Raw genomic sequence first — 15,047 nt, forward strand, 5'->3', positions numbered from 1 at the left:
TGGAGTGTAGCGGGTTAACATCATCACAACTCATGAAGAGTGGATCAAACATGTACAAAGACAAACTGCCAAGGCTAGCGTTCTACAGTGCTTTCGCACTTTTCCTCGGCGCAGCACCCTGCATGGCCTCAACACCATCCGACCAGCAACTCGAAACCCTGGTCAACGCCGCCGTCGGTCCGGTGATGCAAGAACAGAACATTGCGGGGCTCGCCGTTGCGATCACCCAAAATGGCCAGCAGCATTACTTTAATTACGGCGTGGCCTCCAAAGAAGAACGCCAACCGGTCAGCAAAGACACCCTGTTCGAAATCGGCTCGGTCAGCAAAACCTTCACCGCCACACTGGCCGCCTACGCGCAGGCCAACGGCAAACTGTCCCTGTCCGATCCTGCCAGCGCTGTTTTGCCGGCATTGCGCGGCAGCGCATTCGACCACATCAGCGTACTGCAATTGGGCACCTATACCGCCGGCGGGTTGCCGCTGCAGTTCCCTGGCGAAGCTGACCATGAGGACAAGATGCTGGGCTATTTCAAGCAGTGGACTCCGGTTTATCCAGCCGGCACCCATCGCCAGTACTCGAACCCAAGCCTGGGACTGTTCGGTTATCTCGCGGCCCAAAGCATGGGGCAGCCATTCGATCACCTGATGGAAAAGACCTTGTTGCCGAAACTGGGCCTCAAGCACACCTATCTCAAGGTCCCGCAAGACCAGATGGGGCTTTACGCTCAGGGATACAACAAAGACGACAAGCCTGTGCGCGTCGGACCGGGCGCGCTGGACTCCGAAGCCTATGGCGTGAAAACCAGCGCCTCGGACCTGCTTCGTTACGTTGAAGCGAACATGCAACCTGGCGAACTGGAAAAACCCTTGCAGCAAGCCATCGCCACCACTCACACCGGTTATTACATGGTGGGCGAAACGACACAGGGGCTAGGCTGGGAGTTCTACCATTACCCGGTCACGCTGGATCAGCTGCTCGCTGGCAACTCGACTGAGATGGCAATGGACGCTCATAAAGTTCAATGGCTGAACCCGCCGCAGCCGCAACAGGCAAACGTGTTGCTCAACAAAACCGGCTCCACCGGCGGCTTTGGGGCTTACGTCGCGTTTGTGCCCTCGAAGGACATCGGCATCGTGATCCTCGCCAACAAAAACTACCCCAACCCGGAGCGGGTCAAAATCGCCCATACAATACTGAGCGCCTTAACCGAATAACCAAGAGCAACACAATTCCCTGCAGCTGCCGAGCCTGAGAGGCAGCTACAGGAGCACAAAAAAGGGCGCCGCGATGGCGCCCTTTTCATTGCTCGGCCTTAGTGCTGCAGAGCCGGTTTTTGCGTCCCGTTGATCGGGATGCGTTTGGCTTTCGCCTCTTCTAGAACGATGCGCACCAGGTCGATGCTCAACAGGCCGTTACGCAGGTCTGCGGACTTGATCTCGATGTGATCCGCCAGGCGGAACGACAGCTTGAACGCACGCTGGGCGATGCCTTGGTGCAGGAAGGTCACGCTTTCGTTCGCTTCACGTTTGCCGCCACTGATGGTCAGCACACCCTTCTCGACTTGCAGGTCCAGGTCTTCTTCCTGGAAACCGGCCGCGGCGACGACGATGCGGTATTGATCATCACCGTGTTTTTCCACGTTGTAAGGTGGGTAGGTGCTGCCTGGCTCGTTGCGCAACGCGGTTTCAAACAGGTCGTTGAAACGGTCGAAACCTACCGAGGAACGGAACAGTGGGGCCAGGGAAAATGCAGTAGTCATGGTTCAAATCTCCTGAAAACAATCAGCAAGGTTTTTGTCTCCGCGACCCGAATTCGGCATCGCGTACCCCTTAGATAGGGACCGCTGATTGCATTTCAAGAGATTATTTCGAGATTATTTCAGGCCGCTTCGCTGACTTGTAGACCGAGCAAACGCGAGACGTGATCGAGTTTGGTCTCACGACGCAGGACGGTGAACAGCTCAACCGCTTCCGGATAATTGCGGGTCAGCATCGCCAGCCATTGCTTGAGGCGGCCGGGCGATTGACGGGGCGTCATCTGCGCCTTGGCTTGCAACCAGAAATCCTGGATCAGTGGCAACAGCTCGGCCCAAGTCATCTCGACCACTTCTTCACCGGCTCGCGCCGCGGCAATTTGCCGGGCCAAGTCCGGGCGCGAGACCAGACCGCGACCGAGCATGATGTCTTCCACGCCGCTGATTTCGCGGCAACGACGCCAGTCTTCGACGCTCCAGATGTCGCCATTGGCAAACACCGGAACCTTGACCACGTCCTGCACCCGCGGGATCCACTCCCAGTGCGCCGGTGGTTTGTAGCCATCGGTTTTGGTCCGTGCATGCACCACGATGTGCGCTGCGCCGCCTTCGGCCAAGGCTGTGGCGCAGACCAGCGAGCCGTCCGGGCTGTCGAAGCCGAGGCGCATCTTGGCGGTCACCAGGATGTGTGCCGGCACCGCGCGGCGCACGTGTTCGACGATTTGGTTGAGCAGTTCAGGTTCCTTGAGCAACACCGCGCCGCCACGAGATTTGTTGACGGTCTTGGCCGGGCAACCGAAGTTCAGGTCGATAACTTCAGACCCCAGCTCACAAGCCAGTGCAGCGTTTTCCGCCAGGCAAACGGGATCAGAACCGAGCAATTGCACGCGCAACGGCACGCCTGACGCGGTGCGGGCACCAGTCAGCAGTTCGGGGCCAAACTTGTGGTAGTAGGCAGGCGTGAGCAGTTGGTCGTTGATCCGGATGAACTCGGTCACGCACCAATCGATACCGCCCACACGGGTCAACACGTCCCGCAGGATGTTGTCGACCAACCCCTCCATGGGCGCCAAAGCAATTTGCATGAAAAACACACTCGACGAAAAACGTGCGGCAGTTTACTGGATTGCGCAGGGAAATCGCAGATTCCTTGCAGGAGTGAGCCTGCTCGCGATGAACGATGACGCGGTGCACTGAACAAACCGCGTCATCGGCAGGCTCACTCCCACACTAGATTTGGGTGGTATTCAGTTCTTGCGACAACAACGCCGGGCCGTAGCCTTCAATGAACTCGGCCGGCATGCGCTTGGGCTTGCCGGTCGACAGTTCGATGCAGACGAACGTGGTCTGGGCGCGCAGCAATGTGGTGTTGTCACGCGGGCGCTTCAACTGGAAGTGTCGGGTCATTTTCAGGCGCTGATCCCAATCGACGATCCAGGTCGCCAGCTGCAATTCGTCTTCTTCATAGGCGGCGGCCAGGTAATCGATTTCGTGCCGCACCACCGCCATCGCCCGGTCCAGCCGCCGATACTCGACCAGATCCAGGCCCAGACGCTGGGAGTGGCGCCAGGCACAGCGCTCGAGCCACGTCACGTACACGGCATTATTGGCGTGACCCAGCCCGTCGATGTCCTCGGCACCCACTTGCAGATCAATGATAAATGGCGTTGCCCGATCCCAACTCATGCCCCACTCCCGGTCAGATAAAGTCGACCGGGGCAGTGTAACGGATGCTTACGCCGATTGGCGCGATTGCAGGCTGCGACCGGCCAACAGTGATAACACACCATCAATGACCCGGGGATCGGCCAGCACCCGCTGATGGCCGCCCTCTTCCAGGCGCAGCAAGCGACTGTCGAACCAGGATTCATGGATCAGTTCGGATTCCTTGACCAACACGTAGCTGTCATCTTCGGCATGGACGATCAGGCCGGGCATGTCGAGTTGATAGTGAGCGACATCCAGCGCCGCTGCGCGCATGCCGACGTCTTTTTCGACCTGCCGAATGAAGGCCGAGCGTGCTTTGGGCGGCAGTCGCACGTAACGTGCAAAACCACGCAGCACCCCGAGAATTCGCGCCGGGGCGGCAATCGTCACCAGGGTTTCGGTGCGCAGGCCCAATTGAACGGCGAGCATGGCACTRGCGCCACCCATCGAATGACCGATGACCGCTTGCAGCGGCGGCAACTCGGCAGCTGCTTCCAGCATGGCCCGAGCGAACAGCACGACGTTTGCCTCCTCGCCAGGTGAGCGACCATGCGCCGGGCCGTCGAGGGCGACCACGGTATAACCGGCCTCCACCAGCGCGGTGATGAGACTGGCGAACTGCGTCGGCCGGCCTTCCCAGCCGTGCATCAGCAACACGGCAGGGCCTTGCCCCCAACGTAGCGCCGAAAGGCCGAAGCGCAGCGTGATTCGTTCGGACTTCGCCAGAAGCGGCAGTTCCCAATCACGCGGAGGCAGTTCTCGCGGAGTCATGAATGCCAGTCGCATTTTGCTCGCGACCAGTTTCGGTGCGAACCAGCCCAAGGTGCCATTAACGCCACGAACCCACTTCAACGTGCTCATCGCTCTTACTCCTCAGGCCACTGCCTTCAGGTCATTGCACCGCCGACTTGGCGGCACGCAGCAATCGATCGGACAACTCTCCTGGCCCCAGCGCGCGAGCCAGGGCCAAACCGCCCACCATCAAGGCCATGTCTGCCAAGGCTTTGTCGGTGTCTTCCGGGCTGGCCGCCAACTGCGCGACCATCAATTCCACATGCTCATTCAGAGCAACACGAAACGCATCCGGCAGACGTCCCAGTTCGCCAACAGACGCCGGGATCGGGCACGCCGATTCGGAGGAGTCACGGTGTTTACGTGACAGGTAAAACGCAGCCACCAACGCGCGACGCTCTTCACCGGTGAGTTGCGCATCCATGTCAGCAATCAGGTCACGACGGTGTCCCAGCAATTGCTGGAACGCCTCCAGCATCATGGCGTCCTTGCTTTCGAAGTGCGCATAGAAGCCGCCGACGGTCAGGCCGGCTGCGCCCATCACTTCGCCCACGCTCGGCTCTGCCGGGCCGCGCTGAATCAGCGCTGCGCTGGCAGCCTTAAGGATGCGTTCGCGGGTTTGAGCTTTTTTATCGTTCATCGTTGCCTCCGAATATTACGACTAGAATATTATTCTCATAATAATTTTTCGCAAGTCGTGGATGTGACCGCTGGTCTGAAGAACAGTTTGAAAGAAATAGGGGATTTGGCCAAACGCCAGACAAACAAAAGGGCCATTCAATAATTGAATGACCCTTATAAAATCCCGCAGAGCGGGTAATCGTGGCGTCCCCTAGGGGACTCGAACCCCTGTTACCGCCGTGAAAGGGCGGTGTCCTAGGCCACTAGACGAAGGGGACGCAAAACCTTCTATACAACTGATCAGTGCTGAGAGCTGATCGATTCAAGGCCTGCGTGGCCAGACCTTGAACTGTAAAATTGGTGGAGCTAGACGGGATCGAACCGTCGACCTCTTGCATGCCATGCAAGCGCTCTCCCAGCTGAGCTATAGCCCCGGATTTTTCGCCTCGCGGCGGAGCGACATCTTGCAACATCGCTTCTGTAAAACTGGCGTCCCCTAGGGGACTCGAACCCCTGTTACCGCCGTGAAAGGGCGGTGTCCTAGGCCACTAGACGAAGGGGACGCAAACCCTTCTATACAACAGATCAACGCTGAGTGTTGATCGCTTCAAGGCCGGTGTGGCCAGACCTTGAAGTGTAAATTGGTGGAGCTAGACGGGATCGAACCGTCGACCTCTTGCATGCCATGCAAGCGCTCTCCCAGCTGAGCTATAGCCCCTCATCGCTGAGGACGGGGCGAATCTTAATGGCGGATCAGAAAGCTGTCAAACTTATTTTTAACAATTTTCAAAATTTTTTGTCGCCATAACAATCACTTACCGCCCTCCCCCCGTAAATCCGGGGGGTGTATCCGTTCTTGTAGCAGCTGCCGCAGGCTGCGTCCGAGTGCGTAGCGCTCGCAATCCCGGGCAGGGACTGCTTCGCAATCCGACGCAGCCTTCGGCAGCTGCTACAGGGATGGGGGTGTCAGGCAATGTTGCCCAAGAGTTTTTCCCACTCCTTGTTTTCTTTCTTCGACACGCCGCCCAGCAGGTCAATCGCCTGGCGCAGACGGAATCGGGTCAGGTCCGGACCGAGGATTTCCATCGCATCCAGCACCGACACCGAACTGGCCTGCCCCGTGATCGCAGCAAACATCAGCGGCATGGCGTCACGCAGCTTCAGCTCCAAGGATTCGACCACCGCTTGAATCGTCGCGGTGATGCTGTCCTTCTCCCACTGACGCAGGCTTTCCAGTTTCCACAAGATCAGCTGCATCAACTGACGAACCTGATCGCCCGAGAGCTTCTTCGATTCAAACAATTTGGCATCCGGGTTCACGCCACCGGCAAAGAAGAAGCCGGCCAACGGTGCAACCTGGCTGAAGGTTTCAACGCGACCCTGTACATGCGGCGCGATCTTCATCATGTATTCAGGGTTCAATGCCCAGGTTTGCAGGCGCGAAGCGAACTCCTCCACCGGCAGATCACGCAGCCACTGGCCGTTGAGCCACGACAGCTTCTCGATGTCGAAAATCGGCCCGCCCAGCGAGACACGGCTCAAATCGAAGTGGTCGACCATTTCCTGCAACGAGAACTTCTCGCGCTCGTCCGGCATCGACCAGCCCATGCGGCCCAGGTAGTTGAGCATCGCTTCCGGCATGAAGCCCATGCGCTCGTAGAACGTCACCGAGGTCGGGTTCTTGCGCTTGGACAGCTTGCTCTTGTCCGGGTTACGCAGCAGCGGCATGTAGCACAGTTCCGGTTGTTCCCAGCCGAAGTACTCGTAAAGCAGGATCAGTTTCGGTGCCGAGGGCAGCCACTCTTCACCGCGCAGGACGTGGGTGATGCCCATCAGGTGGTCGTCGACCACGTTCGCCAGGAAGTACGTCGGCAGGCCGTCGGTCTTCATCAGCACTTGCATGTCCATGCGATCCCACGGGATCTCGACGTCGCCACGCAGCATGTCCGGCACCACGCACACGCCTTCGCTCGGCACTTTCATGCGGATCACGTGCGGTTCACCAGCGGCCAGGCGACGGGCGACTTCTTCCTTGGACAGCAACAGCGCACGGCCGTCGTAACGCGGGGTTTCGCCGCGAGCCATTTGCTCGGCGCGCATCTGGTCCAGTTCTTCGGCGGTGCAGAAGCACGGGAACGCATGGCCCATTTCAACCAGTTGCTGGCAATACTTCTGATAGATATCGCCGCGCTCGCTCTGACGGTAAGGACCGTGCGGGCCACCCACGTCCGGGCCTTCGCTCCAGTCGATACCTAACCAGCGCAGGGCGTCGAAAATCTGCTGTTCGGACTCACGGGTCGACCGCAACTGGTCGGTATCTTCGATCCGCAGGATGAACTCACCGCCATGCTGCTTGGCAAAGCAGTAGTTGAACAAAGCGATGTAAGCGGTACCTACGTGGGGGTCCCCGGTAGGTGATGGCGCGATGCGCGTGCGGACGGTGGTCATGGCAAGTCTCGAAATGAAGATAAAACAAAGGGCGAATGGTAACAGGCGACACCCGCCCGGCTCCAGTGAGCAGGGCATTTAAGCCAAGTTTGCGCCTACAACGCGCGTATACCCGGGTGAATGGCCGAATATCGTTCAACAGCATTTACCGCTTGTCGGCTGTATGACAGATTCACCTGCTGATATCTTTCCTTACACTTTCTCGACTACAGCCTGCCCCATGCCTGCCCAACTCAAGCGTCGCCTGTTTATTTTCCTGCTGCTCATCCTGCTGATTGCCGGGGGCTTCTTTGCCCAGTGGTACTTGAAGGGTCGATTTTATGAAAGCACCGATAACGCCTATGTCCAGGGCGAGATCACCCGCGTCTCTAGCCAGTTGAGCGCGCGCATCGACCAAGTATTGGTGCATGACAACCAGCACGTTGAAAAAGGCCAGTTGCTGATCAAGCTCGAAGGCGCCGATTTCGACCTCGCCGTCGACCGTGCCAGCGCCACCCTCGCCACCCGCCAGGCCGAACGCCTGCAAGCGCAAAGCAAACTCACCCAGCAATCCAGCCTGATCGCGGCCAGCGAAGCGCAAGTTGCCTCCAGCCAAGCCAGCCTCGGCCGGTCGCTACTCGACTTGACGCGCGCCCAGACGCTGCGCAAACCCGGCTACATTTCGGAAGAACGGGTGACCACCCTGTCGGCCGACAACCACATCGCCCGCTCGCAAGTCGCCAAGGCTCAGGCTGACGCTCAGGGCCAACGCCAGCAGGTCAACGCCCTGACCGCCGAGATCAAGCGTCTAGACGCGCAGATCGCCAACGCCAAGGCCGACCTGGCGCAAGCGGAACTGAACCTGACCCGCAGCGAAATCCACGCGCCCATCAGCGGCCTGATCGGCCAGCGTGCCGCCCGCGAAGGCCAGGTGGTGCAGGCCGGCGCGTACTTGCTGTCGATCGTCCCGGATCAGGACATCTGGATTCAGGCCAACTTCAAAGAAACCCAGATCGGCCGCATGCAGCCCGGCCAGAGCGCCGAGCTGACCTTCGACGCCTACAACGACACGCCGATCAAAGCGCGAGTCGACAGCCTGTTCGCCGCTTCGGGCGCGCAGTTCAGCCTGTTGCCACCGGACAATGCCACGGGCAACTTCACCAAAGTCGTACAACGGATTCCGGTAAAGCTGACTTTCGCCGCGGACAATCCGCTGCAAGGCAAGATCCGTCCGGGCATGTCAGTCACCGCCAAAGTGAACATCAAAGACGCCCCTGACGATGGCCGGTGACCAACTGATCCACCCGGTCGGCGAACCGACCCGGCGGGACTGGATTGCGGTCATGAGCGTGATGCTCGGTGCCTTCATGGCCGTACTCGACATCCAGATCACCAACTCTTCACTCAAGGACATTCAGGGTGCCCTGTCGGCCACCCTTGAAGAAGGCTCGTGGATTTCCACCTCCTACCTGGTGGCAGAGATCATCATGATCCCGCTGACTGCCTGGCTCGTGCAGCTGCTGTCCGCGCGACGACTGGCGGTCTGGGTTTCACTGGGCTTTCTGGTCGCCTCGTTGCTGTGCTCCATGGCGTGGAGCCTGGAAAGCATGATCGTCTTCCGCGCCTTGCAGGGCTTCACCGGCGGCGCGCTGATCCCGCTGGCGTTCACACTGACGCTGATCAAACTCCCTGAACACCACCGCGCCAAAGGCATGGCCATGTTCGCCATGACCGCCACCTTCGCGCCCTCTATCGGCCCGACATTGGGCGGTTGGCTGACTGAAAATTGGGGCTGGGAATACATCTTCTACATCAACGTTCCACCGGGCCTGATCATGATCGCCGGCCTGATGTACGGCCTCGAGAAGAAAAAAGCGCACTGGGAGCTGCTGAAAAGCACCGACTACATGGGCATTCTCACTCTCGGCGTCGGCCTCGGTTGCTTGCAGGTGTTTCTGGAAGAAGGCCACCGCAAGGACTGGCTGGAGTCGAACCTGATCGTGACCCTGGGCAGCATCGCGTTGATCAGCCTGATCACCTTTGTGATCGTGCAAGTTTCCAAGCCCAACCCGCTGATCAACCTGGGCATCCTGCGCAACCGCAACTTCGGTCTATCGAGTATTTCCAGCCTGGGGATGGGGGTCGGGCTGTATGGCTCGATTTTCCTGCTGCCGCTGTACCTGGCGCAGATCCAGAACTACAACGCCCTGCAGATCGGCGAAGTGATCATGTGGATGGGCGTGCCGCAGCTGTTTCTGATTCCGTTGGTGCCCAAGCTGATGAAGTACATTTCGCCGAAGTGGCTGTGTACGCTGGGATTCGGGCTGTTCGGGCTGGCGAGTTTTTCTTCGGGGGTGCTGAACCCGGACTTCGCCGGGCCGCAGTTCAATCAGATCCAGCTCATTCGCGCGCTGGGCCAGCCCCTGATCATGGTCACCATTTCGCTGATCGCCACGGCGTACATCCTGCCGCAGGACGCGGGGTCGGCGTCGAGCCTGTTCAACATCCTGCGTAACCTCGGCGGCGCGATTGGCATTGCCCTCCTCGCCACCCTGCTGGATGCGCGAACCAAGACGTACTTTGATTATTTGCGCGAAGCCATCGTGCCGAGTAATCCGCAGGTGGCCGAGCGGCTGGCGTCGATGGCAGACCGGCTGGGCAGTGATACGGCGGCGCTGGGTAAAATCAGTGAAATCGCACACCAGCAGGCGTCGATCATGGCTTACAACGATGCGTTTCACTTTGTCGGGATTGCGCTGGGGGTGAGCATGCTGGCGATATTGCTGACCAAAAAATTGCCGGAGGGGATTAAGGCTGGGGAAGTACATTAAGACCGAGTACGCCCCTATCGCGAGCAAGCTCGGCTCCTACAGTAGGAGCCGAGCTTGCTCGCGATGGCGGCCTGACAGGCGCTGCAAATCAAACAGTGATCAACCGCTCCCGCAACTTGCCAATCTCATCGCGCATCTGCGCCGCTGCTTCAAACTCCAGATCACGCGCCAATGCGTACATCTTCTCTTCCAAGGCTTTAATACGCTTGGCGATCTCTCCCGGCGAACGCAATTCCGCTTCGTACTTGGCGCTCTCTTCGGCAGCCTTGGCCATGCCTTTGCGCTTCTTGCTACGCGAGCCCGGCACAGTGGCGCCCTCCATGATGTCGGCAACGTCCTTGAACACGCCCTTGGGCGTGATGCCGTTGGCCAGGTTGAAGGCGATCTGTTTGTCGCGACGGCGCTCGGTTTCGCCGATCGCCCGCTCCATGGAGCCGGTGATACGGTCGGCATACAAAATCGCCCGACCGTTGAGGTTACGCGCCGCTCGGCCGATGGTCTGGATCAGTGAACGCTCGGAGCGCAGAAAGCCTTCCTTGTCCGCATCGAGAATCGCCACCAGCGACACTTCAGGCATGTCCAGGCCTTCACGCAGCAGGTTGATCCCCACCAGCACATCGAATGTACCGAGGCGCAGATCACGAATGATTTCGACCCGCTCCACGGTGTCGATGTCCGAGTGCAGATAACGTACGCGAACGCCGTGGTCGGCCAGGTAATCGGTCAGATCCTCAGACATGCGCTTGGTCAGGGTGGTGACCAGAACCCGTTCTTCCAGCGCCACGCGCTTGGTGATTTCCGAAAGCAGATCGTCAACTTGGGTCAGCGCCGGGCGGATTTCAATTTGCGGATCGACCAGCCCCGTCGGACGCACCAACTGCTCAACGACGCGGCCTGCATGCTCTGCCTCGTAATTGCCGGGCGTCGCCGAGACAAAAATCGTCTGCGGGCTGATGCTTTCAAACTCGTCAAAACGCATCGGCCGGTTATCCAGCGCGGACGGCAGGCGGAAACCGTATTCCACCAGCGTCTCTTTACGCGAGCGGTCGCCCTTATACATGGCGCCGACCTGCGGCACGCTGACGTGAGATTCGTCGATCACCAACAAGGCGTCGGCCGGCAGGTAGTCGAACAACGTCGGCGGCGCCTGGCCGGATTCACGACCGGACAGGTAGCGCGAGTAGTTTTCGATGCCGTTGCAATAGCCCAACTCGAGGATCATCTCCAGGTCGAAGCGGGTGCGTTGCTCAAGACGCTGGGCTTCTACGAGTTTGTTATTGCTGCGCAGGTAATCCAGACGCTCCTGCAATTCAACCTTGATCCCCTCCACGGCACCGAGCAGGGTTTCTCGTGGCGTCACGTAGTGGCTTTTCGGATAGAAGGTGAAGCGTGGCAGCTTGCGGATCACTTCGCCGGTCAGCGGATCGAAGGCGGACAGGCTCTCGACCTCGTCATCGAACAGCTCGATGCGGATCGCTTCAAAATCGGATTCGGCCGGGTGGATATCAATCACATCGCCGCGAACCCGGAAGGTTGCACGAGCGAAGTCCATGTCGTTGCGGGTGTATTGCAAGTCCGCCAGACGCCGCAGCAAGGCACGCTGATCGAGTTTGTCGCCGCGATCCACGTGCAACACCATTTTCAAATAGGTTTCCGGGCTGCCCAGACCGTAGATGCACGACACGGTGGTGACGATGATCGCGTCTTTGCGCTCCAGCAACGCCTTGGTCGCGGACAGGCGCATCTGCTCGATGTGGTCGTTGATCGAGGCGTCTTTCTCGATGAAAGTGTCGGACGACGGCACGTAGGCTTCGGGCTGGTAATAGTCGTAGTAGGAAACGAAGTACTCCACCGCGTTGTTGGGGAAAAACGCCTTGAACTCTCCGTACAACTGCGCAGCCAGGGTCTTGTTCGGCGCCAGCACCAGAGTCGGACGCTGCACTTGCGCGATCACGTTGGCGATGCTGAAGGTCTTGCCCGAGCCGGTCACACCGAGCAACGTCTGGTGCGCCAGCCCGGCTTCGATGCCTTCCACCATCAGACGGATGGCTTCCGGCTGATCGCCGGCAGGCTCGAAGCGGGTGACTAGCTGGAATTCAGACATTCAATACCCCTGGGGTCGCGCCTGACCGGTCAAACCGGACAGCAACGAGAAAGACCACAAACGACCGACGTCGCCCGAGGAAAAAACTGGATTGTGCTCAATGTGGAGTCGATTGCCTGCTCTTTCAAGGCAAACGTCCTACATCCGGTGAATCCTATGACGGCGCCAATCGACTAACGATCGAAAAATAATCGGAAAAACTTAGCGGAAAAGCCGAAACGTCTGTCGCCATCGATCGCAGATGGCCTCTATACTAGCTCCCCGTTTGTGCACCGCTCTAGTGCATTCGGCTGGAGCGCCACACGTCCCTCCACTCTCCATTCAGAGCCGCCGCAAAAATGAGCCTGTTCTCCGCTGTCGAAATGGCACCACGCGATCCAATCCTGGGCCTCAACGAAGCATTCAATGCCGATACCCGTACCAACAAGGTCAACCTGGGGGTCGGTGTTTATTGCAACGAGGAGGGGCGAATTCCACTCCTGCGCGCCGTTGTCGAAGCCGAGACGATTCGTGCCGCTCAACACGTTTCCCGTGGCTACCTGCCAATCGACGGCATCGCTGCCTACGATCAGGCTGTGCAGAAACTGCTGTTTGGCAATGATTCGCCACTGATCGCCGCCGGCCGTGTTATCACCACCCAAGCCGTGGGCGGCACAGGTGCACTGAAAATCGGTGCCGACTTCCTCAAGCAACTGCTGCCGAACGCCGTCGTGGCGATCAGCAACCCAAGCTGGGAAAACCACCGCGCGCTGTTCGAAACCGCCGGTTTCCCGGTGCAGAACTACCGTTACTATGACGCCGCGACCCACGACGTAAACCGTGCCGGCCTGCTGGAAGACCTGAACGCCCTGCCCGCCGGCTCTATCGTTGTGCTGCACGCCTGCTGTCACAACCCGACCGGCGTGGACCTGAGCCCGGCGGACTGGAATAACGTCCTGCAAGTGGTGAAAGCCAAGGGGCACGTGCCGTTCCTCGACATGGCGTATCAAGGTTTCGGCGATGGCATCGACGAAGACGCCGCCGCTGTGCGCCTGTTCGCCGAATCGGGCCTGACCTTCTTCGTTTCCAGCTCGTTCTCCAAATCGTTCTCGCTGTACGGCGAGCGCGTTGGCGCCCTGTCGATCGTCAGCGAATCGAAAGAAGAAAGCGCGCGCGTGCTGTCGCAAGTCAAACGCGTGATCCGCACCAACTACTCCAACCCGCCAACCCACGGTGCAAGCATCGTCGCCGCTGTGCTCAACAGCCCGGTCCTGCGCGCCCAGTGGGAAGAAGAACTGGCTGAAATGCGCCTGCGGATTCGCGGCATGCGCATCCAGATGGTTGATCTGCTGGCGAAAAACGCCCCTCAGCGCGATTTCAGCTTCGTGGGTCGTCAGCGCGGCATGTTCTCTTACTCCGGCCTGACGGTTGAGCAAGTCACCCGCCTGCGCACCGAGTTCGGCATCTACGCCCTGGACACCGGCCGCATTTGCGTGGCCGCGTTGAACCAGAGCAATATCGACGTGGTGACCAAGGCTATCGTTCAGGTGATCTGAGTCGTCCAGTGATATGAAAAACGGGAAGCCGATTGGCTTCCCGTTTTTTATTTGTCGCAGATAATTTTCAAAGCAGCGACTCAGCCCTCTAGACTCCACACCATTCAAAATGTAGGAGCTGGCTTGCCAGCGAAGGCGACGGCACATTCAATACCTGTGCAAGCTGACCCACCGCTATCGCGAGCAGGCTCACTCCTACAGGTTTTGTGTACATCCAGGCATTTACGAGAACCCACATGAAAAACGATGACCTACGCGCAGACCGTGATGAACTGGACGACTTCGTGCCTCGCACCCCGGCCAAACGCGGCAGCAACCTGGTAATGCAAGTCGCTGCGGGCGTATTTCTCGGCGGTCTGGCCTTGTGGCTGGTGCAACTGGCCGCCACGACGCTCTACGCCAAAATGATGCTCGGCACCTTCACATTCGGCGGTTAAGCCAGTTCGGTGGCACGCTGGCTGGCGGCATCGTCATAGGCGACATAGAGCGACTCGGCAATCTGACTCTTGATCGCCTTGGTGCTTTCCAGGCCCAGAACAAAACCCTCGGCCTTGCCGCCGGCGCGGTTCAATTCCTCAGCGGTGCTGGCCTGTGTAATTGCGTCGAACAGTTTTTCGGCGTGGGGGCCGACACCTTTGGGCAAGCTGATCTGAGCGATGCTCATGCGAACACCCCGTTGTTGTGAGGTGTGCAGGTTGGGTGATTCATGGCGCGTACCTTTTCGGCGAATGGCCGGCAGCGCGTGTTACCACTTCCGGGCGGCCATGGTAGACCTCTGGGACGAATCTGGTAACCGCCCATGACCGATAAACCACCGTCTGTCCCGACTAATCGCCCAAGTTGCAATCAGGCGCTTGACTTCTCTTTTTGAATCAGTAACATAGGCGCCATTCCGCGATAGCTCAGTTGGTAGAGCAAGTGACTGTTAATCACTGGGTCCCTGGTTCGAGTCCAGGTCGTGGAGCCATACAAGGTTTCAGAGAAAGCTTCCAAAATCTCTGAAACCACCGAAAAACCCGCCTTCTCAGACTGTGTGAAAACACACTGATGGTGGTTCCAGCAAACGCCCCGACTTGTTCGGGGCGTTTGCTTTTGTGCTCACAGCAGACGAAAAAAGGCTTTTCAGTCCATCAGCGCCATCATCTGACGCACGCCCAGCACGTTAATCGCTCTTTTCAGGTTATAGGCGTTCACCGCCAAGGCCATTTCAGCCCTCGCGCCTTCAAGCTGTCGCAGCAAGAAGCGAGCGTTACCAAATAACCACTGTTTAAGGT

At 58.8% G+C, this 15,047-nt stretch carries 13 protein-coding genes, 5 tRNA genes and 1 pseudogene; 6 read left to right on the plus strand and 13 right to left on the minus strand.

Annotated elements, in window-relative coordinates:
• Nucleotides 1-50 precede the first annotated feature (50 nt).
• Entirely contained in the window at nt 51-1,217 is a 1,167-nt protein-coding gene (gene ampC / locus AC1DWM_RS27010) for a class C beta-lactamase (RefSeq protein ID WP_477796600.1), read from the plus strand.
• 98 nt (nt 1,218-1,315) lie between these two features.
• Here ampC and AC1DWM_RS27015 read toward each other — a convergent pair whose 3' ends face one another.
• The 10 genes from AC1DWM_RS27015 to gltX form a co-directional block, all read right to left on the minus strand.
• Nucleotides 1,316-1,762, minus strand: coding sequence for an Hsp20 family protein (locus AC1DWM_RS27015; RefSeq protein WP_477796601.1), 447 nt, complete (start codon nt 1,760-1,762; stop codon nt 1,316-1,318).
• A gap of 119 nt (nt 1,763-1,881) precedes the next feature.
• Nucleotides 1,882-2,841: a tRNA dihydrouridine synthase gene (locus AC1DWM_RS27020; RefSeq protein WP_477796602.1), complete on the minus strand. Its 960-nt coding sequence runs from the start codon at nt 2,839-2,841 to the stop codon at nt 1,882-1,884.
• Between the two features lie 145 nt (nt 2,842-2,986).
• On the minus strand, nt 2,987-3,442 hold the full coding sequence (locus AC1DWM_RS27025) for an acyl-CoA thioesterase (protein WP_223517495.1): 456 nt from the start codon (nt 3,440-3,442) through the stop codon (nt 2,987-2,989).
• A 48-nt stretch (nt 3,443-3,490) separates the two neighbouring features.
• Nucleotides 3,491-4,324 (minus strand): alpha/beta fold hydrolase, encoded by an 834-nt coding sequence (locus AC1DWM_RS27030; RefSeq protein ID WP_223517497.1) that lies wholly within the window; start codon nt 4,322-4,324, stop codon nt 3,491-3,493.
• A gap of 31 nt (nt 4,325-4,355) precedes the next feature.
• Nucleotides 4,356-4,895, minus strand: coding sequence for a TetR/AcrR family transcriptional regulator (locus AC1DWM_RS27035; protein ID WP_007943510.1), 540 nt, complete (start codon nt 4,893-4,895; stop codon nt 4,356-4,358).
• A gap of 183 nt (nt 4,896-5,078) precedes the next feature.
• Nucleotides 5,079-5,154 (minus strand) — tRNA-Glu (locus AC1DWM_RS27040).
• An 80-nt stretch (nt 5,155-5,234) separates the two neighbouring features.
• A tRNA-Ala gene (locus AC1DWM_RS27045) sits at nt 5,235-5,310 on the minus strand.
• Nucleotides 5,311-5,363: 53 nt separating this feature from the next.
• Nucleotides 5,364-5,439 (minus strand) — tRNA-Glu (locus AC1DWM_RS27050).
• Between the two features lie 79 nt (nt 5,440-5,518).
• A tRNA-Ala gene (locus AC1DWM_RS27055) sits at nt 5,519-5,594 on the minus strand.
• 248 nt (nt 5,595-5,842) lie between these two features.
• A complete protein-coding gene (gene gltX / locus AC1DWM_RS27060) occupies nt 5,843-7,324 on the minus strand; it encodes a glutamate--tRNA ligase (RefSeq protein ID WP_109633228.1) in 1,482 nt (493 codons plus the stop codon).
• A gap of 220 nt (nt 7,325-7,544) precedes the next feature.
• On the opposite strand from gltX, the gene AC1DWM_RS27065 reads away from it, so the two are divergent.
• Together AC1DWM_RS27065 and AC1DWM_RS27070 are read left to right on the plus strand one after the other, a co-directional pair.
• Nucleotides 7,545-8,594, plus strand: coding sequence for an HlyD family secretion protein (locus tag AC1DWM_RS27065; protein ID WP_223517499.1), 1,050 nt, complete (start codon nt 7,545-7,547; stop codon nt 8,592-8,594).
• Nucleotides 8,584-10,134, plus strand: a complete 1,551-nt coding sequence (locus AC1DWM_RS27070; RefSeq protein WP_477796603.1) for an MDR family MFS transporter — start codon at nt 8,584-8,586, stop codon at nt 10,132-10,134. The genes AC1DWM_RS27065 and AC1DWM_RS27070 overlap by 11 nt, the downstream gene beginning before the upstream one ends.
• 88 nt (nt 10,135-10,222) lie before the next feature.
• Here AC1DWM_RS27070 and uvrB read toward each other — a convergent pair whose 3' ends face one another.
• On the minus strand, nt 10,223-12,238 hold the full coding sequence (gene uvrB, locus AC1DWM_RS27075) for an excinuclease ABC subunit UvrB (RefSeq protein WP_223517503.1): 2,016 nt from the start codon (nt 12,236-12,238) through the stop codon (nt 10,223-10,225).
• Between the two features lie 338 nt (nt 12,239-12,576).
• Here uvrB and AC1DWM_RS27080 point away from each other — a divergent pair, with 338 nt between their 5' ends.
• Both AC1DWM_RS27080 and AC1DWM_RS27085 read left to right on the plus strand, forming a co-directional pair.
• Nucleotides 12,577-13,773: an amino acid aminotransferase gene (locus AC1DWM_RS27080; protein ID WP_223517504.1), complete on the plus strand. Its 1,197-nt coding sequence runs from the start codon at nt 12,577-12,579 to the stop codon at nt 13,771-13,773.
• A 236-nt stretch (nt 13,774-14,009) separates the two neighbouring features.
• A complete protein-coding gene (locus AC1DWM_RS27085) occupies nt 14,010-14,210 on the plus strand; it encodes a hypothetical protein (RefSeq protein ID WP_223517506.1) in 201 nt (66 codons plus the stop codon).
• On the opposite strand, the gene AC1DWM_RS27090 is transcribed toward AC1DWM_RS27085, so the two are convergent.
• Nucleotides 14,207-14,437, minus strand: coding sequence for a hypothetical protein (locus tag AC1DWM_RS27090; protein WP_007943502.1), 231 nt, complete (start codon nt 14,435-14,437; stop codon nt 14,207-14,209). The genes AC1DWM_RS27085 and AC1DWM_RS27090 overlap by 4 nt on opposite strands.
• Nucleotides 14,438-14,664: 227 nt before the next feature.
• On the opposite strand from AC1DWM_RS27090, the gene AC1DWM_RS27095 reads away from it, so the two are divergent.
• Nucleotides 14,665-14,740, plus strand: a tRNA-Asn gene (locus tag AC1DWM_RS27095).
• A 155-nt stretch (nt 14,741-14,895) separates the two neighbouring features.
• On the opposite strand, the pseudogene AC1DWM_RS27100 reads toward AC1DWM_RS27095, so the two are convergent.
• Nucleotides 14,896-15,047 (minus strand): annotated as a pseudogene (locus AC1DWM_RS27100) (IS5/IS1182 family transposase); the annotation flags it as partial.

This window comes from Pseudomonas sp. P4_C8 (assembly GCF_056401975.1).

Excerpts from the sequence above, each read along its gene's own strand:
- AC1DWM_RS27090 (WP_007943502.1), bottom strand. The coding sequence starts at position 14,437 with ATGAGCATCGCTCAGATCAGCTTGCCCAAAGGTGTCGGCCCCCACGCC.
- AC1DWM_RS27035 (WP_007943510.1), bottom strand. The coding sequence starts at position 4,895 with ATGAACGATAAAAAAGCTCAAACCCGCGAACGCATCCTTAAGGCTGCC.
- AC1DWM_RS27070 (WP_477796603.1), top strand. The coding sequence starts at position 8,584 with ATGGCCGGTGACCAACTGATCCACCCGGTCGGCGAACCGACCCGGCGG.
- AC1DWM_RS27020 (WP_477796602.1), bottom strand. The coding sequence starts at position 2,841 with ATGCAAATTGCTTTGGCGCCCATGGAGGGGTTGGTCGACAACATCCTG.
- AC1DWM_RS27015 (WP_477796601.1), bottom strand. The coding sequence starts at position 1,762 with ATGACTACTGCATTTTCCCTGGCCCCACTGTTCCGTTCCTCGGTAGGT.
- gltX (WP_109633228.1), bottom strand. The coding sequence starts at position 7,324 with ATGACCACCGTCCGCACGCGCATCGCGCCATCACCTACCGGGGACCCC.
- AC1DWM_RS27025 (WP_223517495.1), bottom strand. The coding sequence starts at position 3,442 with ATGAGTTGGGATCGGGCAACGCCATTTATCATTGATCTGCAAGTGGGT.
- AC1DWM_RS27065 (WP_223517499.1), top strand. The coding sequence starts at position 7,545 with ATGCCTGCCCAACTCAAGCGTCGCCTGTTTATTTTCCTGCTGCTCATC.
- AC1DWM_RS27085 (WP_223517506.1), top strand. The coding sequence starts at position 14,010 with ATGAAAAACGATGACCTACGCGCAGACCGTGATGAACTGGACGACTTC.
- uvrB (WP_223517503.1), bottom strand. The coding sequence starts at position 12,238 with ATGTCTGAATTCCAGCTAGTCACCCGCTTCGAGCCTGCCGGCGATCAG.
- ampC (WP_477796600.1), top strand. The coding sequence starts at position 51 with ATGTACAAAGACAAACTGCCAAGGCTAGCGTTCTACAGTGCTTTCGCA.
- AC1DWM_RS27080 (WP_223517504.1), top strand. The coding sequence starts at position 12,577 with ATGAGCCTGTTCTCCGCTGTCGAAATGGCACCACGCGATCCAATCCTG.